The sequence below is a fragment of the Rhodococcus sp. NPDC057014 genome (genome assembly GCF_042673295.1).
Lineage (GTDB): Bacteria > Actinomycetota > Actinomycetes > Mycobacteriales > Mycobacteriaceae > Rhodococcus_F.
Map to the genome: position 1 here is coordinate 1 of NZ_JBHUSF010000094.1, position 14,065 is coordinate 14,065.

Annotated in this window: 15 protein-coding genes; 14 read left to right on the forward strand and 1 reads right to left on the reverse strand. The window is 66.1% G+C overall.

Annotated elements, in window-relative coordinates; all coding sequences use genetic code 11:
• The 10 genes from ACFTZB_RS19720 to ACFTZB_RS19765 form a co-directional block, all read left to right on the forward strand.
• On the forward strand, positions 1-852 hold an 852-nt coding region (locus tag ACFTZB_RS19720; RefSeq protein WP_378433634.1), incomplete at its 5' end, for an ABC transporter ATP-binding protein.
• A gap of 83 nt (positions 853-935) precedes the next feature.
• Entirely contained in the window at positions 936-1,742 is an 807-nt protein-coding gene (locus tag ACFTZB_RS19725; protein WP_378433653.1) for an ABC transporter permease, read from the forward strand.
• Between the two features lies 1 nt (position 1,743).
• Positions 1,744-2,619 (forward strand): MlaE family ABC transporter permease, encoded by an 876-nt coding sequence (locus ACFTZB_RS19730; protein WP_378433635.1) that lies wholly within the window; start codon positions 1,744-1,746, stop codon positions 2,617-2,619.
• Between the two features lie 4 nt (positions 2,620-2,623).
• A complete protein-coding gene (locus ACFTZB_RS19735) occupies positions 2,624-3,706 on the forward strand; it encodes an Mce family protein (RefSeq protein ID WP_378433636.1) in 1,083 nt (360 codons plus the stop codon).
• Complete coding sequence (locus ACFTZB_RS19740) at positions 3,703-4,707, forward strand: MlaD family protein (protein WP_378433637.1); 1,005 nt, start codon at positions 3,703-3,705, stop codon at positions 4,705-4,707. The genes ACFTZB_RS19735 and ACFTZB_RS19740 overlap by 4 nt, the downstream gene beginning before the upstream one ends.
• Positions 4,695-5,720: an MlaD family protein gene (locus ACFTZB_RS19745; protein ID WP_378433638.1), complete on the forward strand. Its 1,026-nt coding sequence runs from the start codon at positions 4,695-4,697 to the stop codon at positions 5,718-5,720. The genes ACFTZB_RS19740 and ACFTZB_RS19745 overlap by 13 nt, the downstream gene beginning before the upstream one ends.
• A gap of 1 nt (position 5,721) precedes the next feature.
• Complete coding sequence (locus ACFTZB_RS19750) at positions 5,722-6,753, forward strand: MlaD family protein (protein ID WP_172651481.1); 1,032 nt, start codon at positions 5,722-5,724, stop codon at positions 6,751-6,753.
• A gap of 1 nt (position 6,754) precedes the next feature.
• Positions 6,755-7,762, forward strand: coding sequence for an MlaD family protein (locus ACFTZB_RS19755; protein ID WP_378433639.1), 1,008 nt, complete (start codon positions 6,755-6,757; stop codon positions 7,760-7,762).
• A complete protein-coding gene (locus ACFTZB_RS19760; protein ID WP_378433640.1) occupies positions 7,759-8,718 on the forward strand; it encodes an MlaD family protein in 960 nt (319 codons plus the stop codon). Before ACFTZB_RS19755 ends, ACFTZB_RS19760 begins: the two co-directional genes overlap by 4 nt.
• Positions 8,719-8,789: 71 nt before the next feature.
• Positions 8,790-9,407 (forward strand): hypothetical protein, encoded by a 618-nt coding sequence (locus ACFTZB_RS19765; RefSeq protein ID WP_378433641.1) that lies wholly within the window; start codon positions 8,790-8,792, stop codon positions 9,405-9,407.
• Between the two features lie 43 nt (positions 9,408-9,450).
• On the opposite strand, the gene ACFTZB_RS19770 is transcribed toward ACFTZB_RS19765, so the two are convergent.
• Positions 9,451-10,065 (reverse strand): TetR/AcrR family transcriptional regulator, encoded by a 615-nt coding sequence (locus tag ACFTZB_RS19770; protein WP_206013102.1) that lies wholly within the window; start codon positions 10,063-10,065, stop codon positions 9,451-9,453.
• Between the two features lie 71 nt (positions 10,066-10,136).
• Between ACFTZB_RS19770 and ACFTZB_RS19775 the strand changes: the two genes are divergently transcribed.
• Genes ACFTZB_RS19775 through ACFTZB_RS19790 form a run of 4 tightly spaced genes read left to right on the forward strand, consistent with a single transcriptional unit; the run spans position 10,137 to position 13,991 of the window.
• Entirely contained in the window at positions 10,137-11,318 is a 1,182-nt protein-coding gene (locus ACFTZB_RS19775; RefSeq protein WP_378433642.1) for a Rieske 2Fe-2S domain-containing protein, read from the forward strand.
• The gene (locus ACFTZB_RS19780) at positions 11,315-12,076 is read left to right on the forward strand and encodes an enoyl-CoA hydratase/isomerase family protein (protein ID WP_378433643.1); all 762 of its coding nucleotides are present in this window, start codon (positions 11,315-11,317) and stop codon (positions 12,074-12,076) included. The genes ACFTZB_RS19775 and ACFTZB_RS19780 overlap by 4 nt, the downstream gene beginning before the upstream one ends.
• Positions 12,073-12,744 (forward strand): PaaI family thioesterase, encoded by a 672-nt coding sequence (locus ACFTZB_RS19785; protein ID WP_378433644.1) that lies wholly within the window; start codon positions 12,073-12,075, stop codon positions 12,742-12,744. The genes ACFTZB_RS19780 and ACFTZB_RS19785 overlap by 4 nt, the downstream gene beginning before the upstream one ends.
• The gene (locus ACFTZB_RS19790) at positions 12,741-13,991 is read left to right on the forward strand and encodes a CaiB/BaiF CoA transferase family protein (protein WP_378433645.1); all 1,251 of its coding nucleotides are present in this window, start codon (positions 12,741-12,743) and stop codon (positions 13,989-13,991) included. The genes ACFTZB_RS19785 and ACFTZB_RS19790 overlap by 4 nt, the downstream gene beginning before the upstream one ends.
• The last annotated feature ends 74 nt before the right edge of the window (positions 13,992-14,065 follow it).

Sequence of the window (14,065 nt, forward strand, 5' to 3'; positions counted from 1 at the left end):
TCGAAGGAGTTGTACGAGATCCGGAAGTTGTTCGGGGTGCTGTTCCAGGACGGTGCGTTGTTCGGGTCGATGAACCTGTTCGACAACGTGGCGTTTCCGTTGCGCGAGCACACGAAGAAGTCCGAGTCCGAGATCCGCAAGATCGTGATGGAGAAGATGGAACTGGTCGGTCTGCTCGGGGCCGAGGACAAGCTGCCGGGCGAGATCTCCGGTGGTATGCGTAAGCGTGCCGGGCTGGCGCGGGCGCTGGTGCTGGATCCGCAGATCATTCTGGTCGACGAGCCGGACTCTGGTCTGGATCCGGTACGTACCACGTATATTTCGCAGACGTTGATCGATATCAATGCGGAGATCGATGCGACGATTCTGATCGTGTCGCACAACATCAATCTGGCGCGGACGGTGCCGGACAACATCGGGATGTTGTTCCGTCGGCATCTGGTGATGTTCGGTCCGCGGGAGGTGTTGCTGACCAGTGAGGAGCCGGTGGTCAAGCAGTTCCTGAACGGCACGATGATCGGTCCGATCGGGATGTCGGAGGAGAAGGACGAGGCGCAGATGGCGCAGGAGCAGGCGATGGTCGATGCCGGGCATCATGCCGGTGGTGTCGACGATGTGGAGGGGATCGTTCCGCAGATGAAGGCGACGCCGGGGATGCCGTTCCGGCAGGCCGTGGCCCGTCGTCAGGAACGGGTCCGGCACATCATGCACACATTGCCGGAGAACGCGCAGATCGCGATCCAGGAAAGCCTCGGAGCGGACGGACTCGGTGACGAGTGGAGTCCGGGCGACGCAGACACGGACCGAATGTACTTCGAGGCAGTGGGATTCGACACGGGAGTTGCGAAGTGACGAGTGTGAAGGTCCCGATCGCCGTGGATGCCGCGCCGATCGAACCGGCCGCACCGGAGAAGCGACGGCGGCCGCGTCCGTCGATCGCCGCGGTGGGGAAATACCTGAAGGACACGCCCCTTCGCAGCCTCGCGACTTTGGGGCGATCCGGTGAGCTCGCCGTGAACATCCTGAAATATGCGGTGTCCGACACAATCGCCCTGCGGTTGCCCCTCGAGGAAGTGGCCACGCAGATGTGGAAGCTTCTCAAGGTCACCGCACTTCCCGCGGTGCTGATGGCGGTGCCGATCGGTGCCGAGGTCTCGGTGCAGGTCGGTGGAATCATGAATCAGGTCGGCGCGAACTCGCTGGCAGGAGCCGCGAGCGGGCTGGGTGTGGTGGGGCAGGGAGCGCCGATGGCCGCGGGACTGCTGATGAGCGGTGCGGCCGCATCGGCGATCGCCTCCGATCTCGGTGCCCGCGCGATCCGCGAGGAGATCGAAGCGATCCGGGTCATGGGGATCGACCCGGTCCAGCGACTGGTCGTTCCGCGGTTCATCGCGATGGTCGCCATCGCGCCGATGCTGTGCATCGTCATCGTCGCGGCCGGTGTGGCTGCGGGGCTGGTGATTTCGGCCAACGTCAACGACGTGGTACCCGGCAGTTTCTGGCAGTCGTTCGGCTCGTTCGCGACACCGACCGACCTGGTCTTCTCCGTGCTCAAGTCGGTGATCTTCGCGGCGCTCGTCGTGTTGATCGCCAGCCTGCGCGGCCTCGAAGCGAAGGGCGGCCCGAAAGGCGTGGCCAACGCGGTCAACGCCTCGGTGGTACTCAGTGTCTTCTGCATCTTCATGACCAATCTCGTGGTCAGTCAGATCCAGATGATGTTCTTTCCGGCCCGGTTGGCGTGACATGAACACACACTCCACGCATCGCAGGGGACCTGTCGGCGGGCTTCTGCTGCAACCGATTCGCTCGGTGGGGCGCGCTGCGACGTCGGTGGTCGAGGAAATCGGTCAGGTGACGGTCTTCACCGTCAAGACGATCGCATTGCTGCCCAAAACTCTGCGGCACTACCGCAAGCAGACGATGACCACCATGAACAACATGGCGTGGGGGAACGGATCCCTCGTCGTCGACGGCGGTGTCGTCAGCCTGATGTTCTTTCTGGGACTGGCCGTCGGCGCCGTGGTCGCCATCCAGGCGTTCATGGCCTTCGATCTGCTGGGATTCGGTGCTTTGACCGGGATCATCGGATCGTTCGGCAATGTCCGGGTCATCGCCCCGATCATCACCGGAATCGGATTTGCCGCGCAGGCCGGCTGCCGGATGACCGCCGAGATCGGCTCGATGCGCATCTCCGAGGAGATCGACGCCACCGAATCGATGGGATTGCAGGCCATTCCGTTCGTGGTCGGGACGCGGCTGATCGGAAGCATGCTCATCGTGATCCCCGGGTATCTGATGGCGCTCGTGGTCAGTTTCTTCACCGGAGGGTTGATCATCAAGACGTTTCACCATCAGCCCTCGGGTACGTACGATCACTACTTCAGCCAGTTTCTCAGTGTTCCCGACCTCGTGGCGTCGCTGGTCAAAGCAGTCGTCTTCTGTGCCGTCGTCACGATGATCCACTGCTACTACGGATACTTCGCCGGTGGTGGGCCCGCGGGCGTGGGTGCGGCGTCCGGGCGGGCGATCCGGGCGAGCCTCGTCGCGATCGTCGTCCTGAATTTCTGTATGACTGTGGCGATCTGGGGCCTCAGTCCCGAACTGGTGTTCAAAGGATGAGTCAATGAGCAGAGCGAGGAGTCAGGACTTCCTGAGAGGGGTTCCCGGCCGTCAGAGCCGAGTGCTGCACGGGGCGGGGCTGGGGGTCGTCGTGACGACCTGCGCACTGATCGCTGCGGTCTGGGTGTACCCGGGCAGTGCGGACACGGAAGGGTTGCCGATCAGCATCGACGTCCCCTACGTGGGCCCGGGCGTCGACGCCGGCACGAAGGTGATCCTGCGGGGCGGTGAGGTCGGTGTCGTCACCGGATTGGAACGGACGGGCGCGGACTCCGTCCGCATGGACCTTCAGCTGGATCCCGATCAGATCGGCGGCCTGACCGATGCCTTCGATGTCGACTTCCGGCCGCAGAACTACTTCGGATCCACCGCCGTCAATCTGGTCGGCAGGCCCGGCGGTTCCGGTCTGGAGGCACACCGCACCCTGGACCGCATGCCCACAGGAGATTTCACGATGTCGACCATGATCGAGAAGGGTTCGCTGGCCGTCGACGGCACCCTGACGGACTCGATGATCACCAGCTTGGACAAGGTCGTCCGGTACACCGACGGCCTGACACCGATGTTCGATGCGGCACTCGTGCTCGGTGACCGGGTCGCGCAGACTCAGCAGGCACTTCCGGCCGACCTGCTCGGGCGAGTCAACGACGTCCTCGACGTGTTCCCGGCGTTCAATCGCCAGGCGATCGATTCGCTGACCCACATCTACAACAGCACCTACAACCAGCGACCCGACGGTTCGGTAGGGGTCGACGACCCGTTCATGGACGAGACGGACGCGGGTCTGACCCTGGCGGCCGGACAATTGTTCGGACAGGCCGGGCAGTTGCTGAAATCTCACGGTGACGAACTGGTACCGGTCACCGAGGTGGTCTCGGAACTCGCCGGCGTGGTGCCGCACCTGTACGACGGTGGGGCGCGCCCCGAGCGGCTGCGCACCGCCGTCGAGCGGCTGGACACGGCGTTCGAGGACAGCGGCGACGGGCAGCGGCTCAATCTGCGGATCGTCCTGGACGATCTGCCCGCACTGGCGGCACCCCTGGCGTTGACCGGTGCCCCGCCGTCCGAGGACGGGGCCGGCCGATGAGCAACCGAACCAGATACATCGTCACTCTCGTCAAGCTCGCCGTTGCGGCCGCGGTCTCCGTGGTCCTCTTCATCATCGTGATCAGCGCGATGAAGAGCCCGGTGACCAATGAGACAAACAGCTACACAGCGGAATTCACCGATGTCTCCGGGCTCGGTGCACACGGGGACATCCGGACGAAGGGGGTCCGGATCGGCAAGGTCGAATCGGTCGAACTGATCCGGGACGGCGGGCGGAGTCTCGCGGAAGTGCACTTCACGATGGAGAAGCCGTATCAGCTCACCTCCGATACGATCCTCGCGGTGAAGTACCAGAACCTCACCGGCGTTCGCTACATCGACGCCGAATTCCCCGAAAACCCGGGCGACGCAGTCGATCGACTGCCTGCCGACAAGACGCGGGCCTCGTTCGACATCACCGAGTTGTTCAACGGACTGCAACCGGTACTCGCGACCATGAGCACCGACGACATCAACACCTTCACCGAGAACGCGATCTCGCTTCTGCAAGGAGACGGAAACGGACTGTCACCGATGCTCGAAGACGCACAGAAACTCGCAGGCCTCGCCCACGACCGCGAACAGGTCATCTCGACCCTCACCGGCAATCTCGCACGGATCTCCGACAGCATGGGAGGCCGGTCGCCCGAGGTCGTCGAGTTCCTGCGCTCGGTGAGCTTCCCCATCGCGAAGGCGATGACGGTTATCGACGAGTTCCCGAAGACGGCTGCGTTCGGCCCCGAATTCCTCACACCGATCACACGGTTGATCGATGCTCTCGGTCTGCAACCCGGAATGAACGTCGAGCAGATGCTCTCCGACGCATTCGCATCGGTGCCGGACACCGCGGAAGCGTTGCGACTGCTGCCGGTCGCCTTCGCCGGACTGCAGGTTCCGCAGACCGGCCCGGGCGGTCTCCAGTGCACGAACGGCGTGGCGCAGCTACCCACCGACGTCGAGGTTCTGCTGAGAGGGAGCGAGGTCGTCGTATGCAACCCGTGACGAAGAACCGTGCCCAGCGTATCGGCGGGGTGTTGAGCCGCGCGCGGGCGCTGGTCGGCAGGGAGGTCGCGTTCGGCGCGGGCATCGTTCTCCTGGTGGTTTTCGCACTCGTGACCACCGCCGTCCTCTACGCGAACCCACCGGGACGGATGTCGTTCTCGTTCCGTACGGACGATGCCTCCTCGATCGACGTCGGCCAGGACGTCCGGGTCGCGGGCATCGGCGTGGGAACCGTCACGGACGTGTCGATCGAGCCGGACGCGGTACTGGTGACGGCCGAGATCGACGACGCGGTACCGGTCGGCTCGGACTCCCGTGTGGAGGTGCGCATGCTCACCCCGGTCGGGGGGTACGCGATCACCCTCGTCCCTCTCGGCGTTCTGCCGCTCGGGGACACTCCGCTGCCCGTCGAGCAGGTCAGCGTCCCGTATTCGATCGGCGATGTCCTCCAGGCCGCGCCGCACACGACCGACAACGTCGAGGGCGGCACCGTCGACGCGAACCTCGACGAGATGGCCCGGGCGCTCGGGGAGAACCCGAATTCGATCGCGTCGATGATCTCGGGCCTGACCAGCATCGCCCGCGTGATGGATCAGCAGCGTGCGCAGGTCCGCACGATCGCCGACCTCGCCGCGGAGTATCTCCAGAGCTTCGAGGCCGACCAGGACATGGTCTTCGAACTGATCCGCGAGATCGATGTGGTCCTCTCGACGTACGACACCACCCACGCCGGTTTCAACGAGGCGTATTCCCTGCTCGGCAACGTCCTGATGACGATTCAGCCGTTCGAGGCGTTCTATCTCGACCACAAGACGGAGGTACTCGACGCTGTGAACCACGCGAAGGGGGTGATCGACGAGTTCCGGACGTCGATGGGCCCGGCCATCGACAATCTTCAGTCGTTGCGCACTCAGCTTGCCGAATGGCTGACGCCCGAAGGAATGGCCGCGATCAAGGGCGGCACACTCATGGCCTCGGACTTCTGTGTCCCCGTTCCCGGACGGACGTGCTGAGATGTCCGGGAAATCACGCCTGATGGTCAAGGTGCTGGCCGTCGTGTGCGCGGCCGCCGCCGTCTGCGGCGCCGGTGTGGCGGTCGCGACGACGGGGCAGCAGGCAGACCGGTCGGCGTTCTGCGCGCTCATGCCCGACGCCATCGGCCTCTACGCCGGCAACCCGGTCACCCAGATGGGTTACGAGGTGGGCCGTGTCGAAGGCATCGAGCCGCAGGGCGACCACGTGCAGGTCACCTTCTCGCTCGCGAGTGGCCGGTCCTATCCGTTCGACGTCCGAGCGGTCACCCGCTCGAAGTCCCTGCTCGCCGATCGGAGCCTCGAACTCGTCGGCAACTACACGACCGGTCCGGAACTCGCTCCGCAGCAGTGCATTCCGCTGGAGCACAGCCATACTCCGAAAAGCATCTCCGAGATCGCCGGTTCGGCAGCCGATTTCATCGATGCCATCGCTCCGGACGACGGTGAGGAGAACGTCCGGAAGACGGTGCTCGGTCTCGACGAGGCGCTCCGCGGCCAGGGAGAGAACGCCGCGGACATGATGAGGCATGCCGCCGAGGCCGCGGCCGATCCGGACAAACTCGTCGCCGACATCGGCTCGTCGATCGCGAACATGGCCCCGCTGACGGACGAAGCGCTCCGCCGGTGGAGTTCGATCCGGTCGATCGTGGAGCAGATGCCTGCCGTCGTGGCCGCGGGCATCGACCTGTGGCCCGGAGTCATCGAGGTGTGCGAGGGAATCGGTTGGCTGGTAGCGACCTTGCACGACATCCAGCAGAACTACGGCGCCGACATCTGGCCCTTCGTGCACGGACCGGCGACCGATGCCCTGAAGCTGGCGGCGACACGGTCGAACGACATGGCAGGCCTGATCTCGACGATTCCGTCGGTTGCACCCTTCCTCGCGCAGCAGACGACGCGTGACGGCGCACTCACCATTGCCTACCAGCCGCCGACCGTGGCTCTGACGACCACCGGAACCGAGGTGCCGATGGATCGGCTGCTCGACCTCGTGCGGACGGGAAGGAATTGAGATGAATCTGTCGAGAAGAACGCGGCAGCTTCTGTGCGCTGCCTCCGTGAGCGCGGTGGTGCTGACGGTACCGGCATGTTCCCTGGGGCCGGACGACCTGCCCTCGGTCCGCGGTGGCGTCGGCAATACCTACGACCTGTCGCTCGAGTTCGCCAGTGTGATGAATCTGCCCGCCGGTGCCGACGTGATGATGGACGGTCTGCGGGTCGGCGAGGTCCGGTCTCTGCAGGTGTCCGGATCGACGGTGACTGTGTCGGCCGGAATCGGCAGCGACACCAGGATTCCCGCCGACGCGCGGGCGATCGTCCGTCAGGACACTCTCCTGGGCGACACCTATATCGCGCTCACCGGCGACGGCGAACATTCCGCCGACGAATACCTGCCTGCCGGTGGCACGATCCCCGTCGCCCGCACCATCTCGCCACCGCAGTTGGAGGACACCATCGCCGTCCTCGCGAACTTCGTCAACGGCGGCAGCATCCAGCGGATCGAGGATGTGATGGCCCGGGTCAACGCCGTCGTGCCGCCGCTCCCGGCCGTGCGCGACGTGGCGTCCGTGGCGGCGCTGGACATGCAGGATCTCGCGGCCAGGACGCGGGAGATCGACCGGACGCTGACGGGGCTGAACGAGACCGCACTGTCGTTCGACGATCGCACCGACGCCCTGTCGGCCATGTTCGACAGTTCCAGCGTGCATTACTGGCGGCGACTCGCGATCTCGGTGGTGTCGCACATCGGCCAGATCCTGCCCTCCGTCGGCAGCGTCTACGAAGGCGGTCTGTGGATGGTTCCCATGCTGAACACGCTCGCCGACACGGGGGACGTGGCGCGCGACGTCTGGGACGAGGGCCCGGACACGACCGTCGTGCTGTCGCGTTTCCTGCGCAGCAGGATCGTGCCGTTCGCGCAGAAGCCGTCCGTGGAGATCGAGGGCATCGAATCTGCCGGGGGAGACCAGATCGTGGCCGACGCGGAGAACCTGCTCCGCATGCTGGGAGCTGTGAAATGACCGTCAAGACTTCGTTGTCGATTCTCGGCATGGTGGTGATCGCCGTGTTGTCGTTCCTCTATATGGGCCGGGCGGGTCTGCACGTCTCCCGGTTCGACGACGTACGCTCCGCCACATTGGACGTGCCGGACACGAACGGACTCGTCGTCGGCTCCCGTGTGTTGCTCCGGGGGGTGGCGATCGGACACATCAGTGGCGTGACGGCGTCGGCCGATCACATCGAGGTCGCGTGGAACTACGAGAGTGACCGGTCGATCCCCGCCGACAGCGAGTTCCGCGTCGACAATCTGTCGGCACTGGGCGAACCGTTCCTCGCGGTGCTGCCCTCGTCCGCAGCGGGGCCGTATCTCGAGGACGGGGACACCGTCCCGGCGAACCAGGTCGTGGTGCCGACGACGTTCAAGGAGCTCTCGGAGCGCCTGACCAGGCTCCTCGAGCAGGTGGATCCCGTTCGGGTACAAGCGATCTTCGACACGATCGACGTCGCACTCCCCGACGACTTCGCGGTCCTGAACAATCTCACGCGGGCAGGCGAACTACTCGCGGCGACGCTCACCCAGCAGTCCGACAACCTCACGACGCTGTTCGACACCCTGCAACCACTGCTGATGGACAGCGCCACCCTCCCACAGGGTTTCCGGGATACGACACCGATCGTCGCCGAGTTCGGCAGCGGGTTCCACGACGTACTCGGCGGAATCCGGTTCGCCACCGAGAAGGGTCCCCTGCGCGACGGAATCGCGAACGGTGCAAGTCCTTTCATCGGGGAACTGCAGACGTTCCTCGACCACACCGCCCCGGACCTGCAGGTGATCGGCGTGAACCTCCTGCCCTCGGTCCAGGCCGGGGCGGCGTCGATGCGGACCGTCGACGTGGGCCGCCTGCTCGACAACGTCATGGCGTCCACCGCATCCGGAGATGCACTGACAGTCCACCTCAGCCCGTCGGGACGGTAGAGCCGACCGCACCCCGAGACGTACTCGATCGTCCACCCCCGGAGATCGGACAGCCCAGTGAAAGGCGAACGATGCAGAAATCAATGGAACTCGTGAACTCCGGAACCGCCCCCGAGGCCGATTCGTCCGAGGGTGCGGGCGATCGTGGGCGTCGCGGTGGCAGGAACGTGCCACTGCGGTCGGTGGTGGCCGGGGGCCTGGTCGCCGTTCTCGTCGTCGCACTGGCGGTGCTCGGGTGGCAACTTCGGAGCACGACCGACGAACTCGACCGACTCCACGACGCGGCGGCGAGCAGGCAGCAGGCCGAACGGATCGCCCTCGACTACGCGACCGGCGCCGCCGAAATGGACTTTCGCGACCTGCCCGCGTGGCGAACACGGCTGACGGCGGGCACCGCCCCGGAACTGTCCAGCCGTCTCACCCAGGCCGCGACGTCGATGGAGCAGATCATCGCTCCGCTCCAGTGGACGTCGAGCGCACAGCCGATCTCGGCGAAAGCAGAACCGGGACCGGACGGAACCTATTCGGTCGACTGCTTCGTCAGCGTCCTGACGAAGAACAGCCAGGCACCGGACGGACTGCAGTCGACCGCGACCTACAAGATGACGGTCGACAGCGGTAACGACTGGAAGATCACCGAGATCAGCGGAATCGATTCCGCACTCGACGGGGACACGGCGCCGCGGTAGCCGGTTCGGGGCCCTCTGCCGGCGGCGCCGTACCTGTGCGTACTCAGTCGCCGGCAGGCAGCGCGGCAGGAACAACCGAGGGGACCAGGAACGTGCGGATCTTCTCGCGGAACCGTTCCAGCGAGCCGGTGCCGCCGTTGAGTTGGCTGATACACATGATCTCGAGTTCCGAGATCCATTCGCACAGCAATGTCAGATCCAGGTCGGCGCGGAGATCGCCGGCCTCCTGCGCTTCGCGCAGAATCGGCTCCCACAGCTCACTCGTCAGTTCGACGGCCTTGCCCGACGTGGTCAGCAGGGAGTTCGCCAGGGTCATCTCCGAGGGGGAGACGAGCAGGTGGACCATGGGGTCCCGCAGACCGCTCTCGACGTTCTGGCAGATGCCCTCGACGAGTCGCTCCTCGATAGTGGGCCACTTCGCGATGAAGGCGCGGGCGGGCGTCATGTTCTTGCGCGCGCGCCGCGCGACCGATTCGATGATCAGACTCTCCCGGTCCGAGAAATACCGGTAGACGGTTGCGCGGGACATGTCCGCGGCGCGGGCGACGTCCTCCATGGTCGTCTTGGTGATCCCGAAGCGTTCGAAGCACGACTCCGCTGCGGTGAGGATCGTCGAGCGGACGTCGGTCGCGGGGTCGTTTCCAGTCCTTGCAGCCACCAGGAAACAGTACAACCACAATCTGCCGTGAGACGCTAGACAACGAATGTCTCATGTGCCACTCTCGGTGTATGGAGCGCGAAGACAAGATCACCCTCACCGAGCGACTGATCGCACACGTCGACAACAACAGCACCGACTACGCGGACGACCTGCTTCGAGTGCCGTTCTCGGTGTTCAACGACCCCGAGCTCGCCGAACGCGAGCGCACGGTGGTCCGGCGGCTGCCGCACATCGTCGCCCACGTCGACGAGCTGAAGAAGGCGGGCGACTTCGTCACGACCGAGCTGATCGGCACGCCGCTGCTGGTGGTCAAGCAGACGGACGGCAGCGTCAAGGCCTTCTCCAACGTCTGCAGGCACCGGGGCTCGAAGGTGGAGTTCGAGGAAGCCGGCTGCAAGCGCGTCTTCAGCTGCCCGTATCACAACTGGGCGTACGGCCGCGGTGGAGATCTGCGGGGAATGCCGCACGCGGAAGGCTTCGACGGCATGGACCGCTCGCAGTACGGGCTCGTCGAATTTCCCTGCGAGGTGCGGCACGGCCTGGTCTGGGTGGTTCCGACGGTCGGCGCCGAACTCGACATCGCCGCGATTCTCGGCGCCAAGCACGACGCGGAGGTGACGGACACCGGGATGGCCGAGTCGTTCCAGGTGCGCAAGGAGACCTGGAAACTCGACATGAACTGGAAGATCGCCGTCGACGGCATCCAGGACTCGTACCACCTGTGCCAGTTGCACACCAAGACCGTGTGCAACTACCTCGAGGGCAACATCACTGCCTACGACCTGGTCGACCGTTCGTGGCGAATCGTCGTGGCCCGCAAGTCGATCACCGAGGTTCGCGGCGCAGATCCCGACTCGTTCGACGTCCGCGACTACTCCCTGGCGAACTACACGATCTACCCGGGCACGATGCTCGTGACCGAGCCCAACCACTTCGAGATCTGGACGATCGTGCCCGACACCGAAGATCCCAACGTGTCGTACTGCACCATTCGCCTTCTCTCCCCGAAGGAACCCGAGACTCCGCGGGAGAAGCGGATTCTGGACAAGAACTGGGAACTCCTGATGGAGACCCTGCACGCCGAGGACTGGTTCGTCACGAAGACGATCACGGCCAACGCGGCACACGGGCAGGTCGACGAGCTGATCTACGGACGCAACGAGCTTCCCGGTCAGGTGTTCCACAAGATGATCACCCGCGATGCCGAGGAGGTCGCTCGGCAGGAGGCCGCGGCCGGCGGTGTGCGGTGACGACGGGCGACCTTCGCCGATCGTCGCCCGCGCCCGGAGTGCTGCAACTCGAACTCGCGCGGCCCGACGTGCACAACGCGATCACCCTCGGCCTGCAACGTGAACTCGATTCCGCGCTCGCCGAGGCGGCGGACGACCCGGACGTCCGGGTGGTGCTGCTGGCGGGGGAGGGTACCGCCGCGTTCTCCGCGGGATACGACCTGAAGGAACTCCGGGCGATGACGGCGGACGCCTGCGCCCTCAGCCTGCTCGAACGGGACGAACTGTTGTGGAGGTACTTCACGTTCCCCAAACCCACCGTCGCCGCGGTCCAGGGCATGGCCTACGGCGCGGGCACCCTGCTGGCGGCGTGTTCGGATCTGCGCGTCGGAGGTCCCGGCACCCGCATCACCGTCACCGCGGCGAAGTACGGCGGCGCCAATCTCACGTGGGTACTCGACCACCTGATCGGCGCCGGGCTCGCCCGCGATCTGCTGATGACCTCGCGGGCAGTCACCGGTGAGGAGGCCCACCGGATGGGTCTGGTCTCCCGGTACGCCGCCGACGGCGACGTGCTCGGCGCCGCACTCGAGGCGGCCGGGCAGATCGCTATCCAGCCCCCGGAGTCGATGCGCGAGATCAAGACTCTGCTGCTCGACGGACCGGGACGCGACCTGCGGTCCCGGTACGACCGGGAGAATGTCGTGTCGCGCACGACGCTCCGGCCGCGTCCGGTCGAGGAGATGTTCGGCTCCTACTTCGGACGGCGCGCCCGGTGACCCGCGTCTCGACCCCCGACGACATCTGGAGTCCCAGCTGGGACGACCCGTTCGCACCGACCGCGGACGGTGACGACGAGTTCGCGGAACTGGCGGAGGCTCTGCGCTCCGTGCAGGAAGCCGTCACCCGCAGTCGGCCGAGTCCGGACGCGGCGAGTCGCGCGGCGCGTACGCTCCGCGACCTCGCAGCACGACTGGCGGAGTTCGAGGTAGGCGAGGACCAACAGATCGCCGGCAGGCGCTGGGATCTTCCCGGCCGGGCACAGGCGCTGACGCCACCCCTCCACGTCGACGAGGTGACCGCGACCCGGGCGCGGGGGCGCGTCACGGTCGGCAGATTCCATTCCGGGCGCTACGCGATGAACGGCGGCGTGACGCCGCTGATCTTCGACGAGATACTCGCGCGCCTCGCCAACAGTTCCGGCAGGCACTGGGCGCGCACGGCGTACCTGCACGTCAACTATCGTGCCCCCGCGCCGCTCGGCGTCGAATTGCGCGTGGAGGCGGAGCTGGCCGGGCAGGAGGGCCGCAAGCGATTCCTGCGCGGCGCGATGTATCACGGCGACGTTCTCGTCGCCGACGTCGACGGACTCTGGATCGAACTGAAACCGGAACAGACACAGAATGTCTCGCTGGCCGTCGGTCGGGGAGCAGAGGAGGGTTCATGAGTGGGTACTCGCTGCTGGACGGCGTTCGGATCCTCGAGGTCGCGCAGCTGGCGCCGTCGTCGCTCGGCGGGCATCTCGCCGATCTGGGTGCGGACGTGATCAAGATCGAATCCGGTCCGCTCGGGGATCCCGTGCGCATCGGCGGCAGCCGTGCCGTCGGAGACGAGGACGGGCCTGCCTTCATGCACCTGCGGTGGAATCGCGGAAAGCGCAGCGTCGCAATCGATCTGCGCACCCCCGAAGGAAAGCAAGCGTTCCTCGACCTCGCGCGGTCGTGCGACGCGGTCATCGAGGGCATGCGGGGCGGGTATCTCGACTGGCTGGGCATCGGCTACGAGCAACTGCGACAGGTGAATCCGAAGATCGTGCTGTGCACGGTGTCGGGCATGGGCACCGACGGGCCGTACCGTGTTCTCGGCACCGGCGGTCCGGTGTTCGACGCGTACGCCGGGCTCCGCGAGGTCGGCACTCCCGCGGAGCCGCCGACCGAGGGCATGGCGGGCTCCACGACCCCGCCGATCGCGATGTACGCGCTGGGCGCGTATGCGGCGATGGGCCTGCTCGCGGCGCTGCACAAGGCCGGCGCCACCGGTACCGGCTGCCACGTCGAGGTGGCGGGCATCGACGTCGCCGCCGCGTGGATGCCGGACCTGGTGGACGCGGCGTTGAACAGGGACCGCTCGATTCCCCGGCCGACGTGGCTCCCGGACGGCCGGCTGCCCGACTGGCCACGGCTCGAGGCCTACCGCACGAGCGACGGCGAGGCGATCCTGTTCGGGTCGCACGTGGAGAAGTTCTGGCACAACTTCCTGGTGGCGGTTGGACGCCAGGACCTGATCGACGTCGACCTCACCGGGACGGACGACGGTGCCCCCGCCCGCGCGGACCTGGTGTGGCGCGCGCTGACGGAGATCTTCGCGCAGCGCACCCGTGCCGAGTGGGTGCAGCTGTTCCTCGAACACGGCATCGCGGGAGGTCCGGTCAACAGCGTGGCCGACATGCTCGACGACCCGCACTTCCGGGCGCGGGACAACACCTACCGGGTCGACTACCCGGGGGTCGGCGAGCTCGAATTCGTGGTCAGCCCCGTGCGCGTCGCGGGGGAGAAGTTCGCGCCCGCGCTGCCGCCGGTCGTGGGCGCGGACACCGCGGAGGTGCTGCGGACGGTGGCGCAGTACGACACCACGCGGGTCGCCGCGGCAACCGACTCGGCGAGCCCTCGGCGCGAGGCCCCTCCCGCCGGCTGACCGGACGCAGTCCCCAGAAGCAACACCCACACGAAATACACTGTGTGGGTGTTGTTTTCGTGCGACGACCCAGT

Coding starts and splice junctions, on each gene's coding strand:
- ACFTZB_RS19730 (WP_378433635.1), top strand. CDS start 1,744: ATGAACACACACTCCACGCATCGCAGGGGACCTGTCGGCGGGCTTCTG.
- ACFTZB_RS19735 (WP_378433636.1), top strand. CDS start 2,624: ATGAGCAGAGCGAGGAGTCAGGACTTCCTGAGAGGGGTTCCCGGCCGT.
- ACFTZB_RS19740 (WP_378433637.1), top strand. CDS start 3,703: ATGAGCAACCGAACCAGATACATCGTCACTCTCGTCAAGCTCGCCGTT.
- ACFTZB_RS19745 (WP_378433638.1), top strand. CDS start 4,695: ATGCAACCCGTGACGAAGAACCGTGCCCAGCGTATCGGCGGGGTGTTG.
- ACFTZB_RS19750 (WP_172651481.1), top strand. CDS start 5,722: ATGTCCGGGAAATCACGCCTGATGGTCAAGGTGCTGGCCGTCGTGTGC.
- ACFTZB_RS19755 (WP_378433639.1), top strand. CDS start 6,755: ATGAATCTGTCGAGAAGAACGCGGCAGCTTCTGTGCGCTGCCTCCGTG.
- ACFTZB_RS19760 (WP_378433640.1), top strand. CDS start 7,759: ATGACCGTCAAGACTTCGTTGTCGATTCTCGGCATGGTGGTGATCGCC.
- ACFTZB_RS19765 (WP_378433641.1), top strand. CDS start 8,790: ATGCAGAAATCAATGGAACTCGTGAACTCCGGAACCGCCCCCGAGGCC.
- ACFTZB_RS19775 (WP_378433642.1), top strand. CDS start 10,137: ATGGAGCGCGAAGACAAGATCACCCTCACCGAGCGACTGATCGCACAC.
- ACFTZB_RS19790 (WP_378433645.1), top strand. CDS start 12,741: ATGAGTGGGTACTCGCTGCTGGACGGCGTTCGGATCCTCGAGGTCGCG.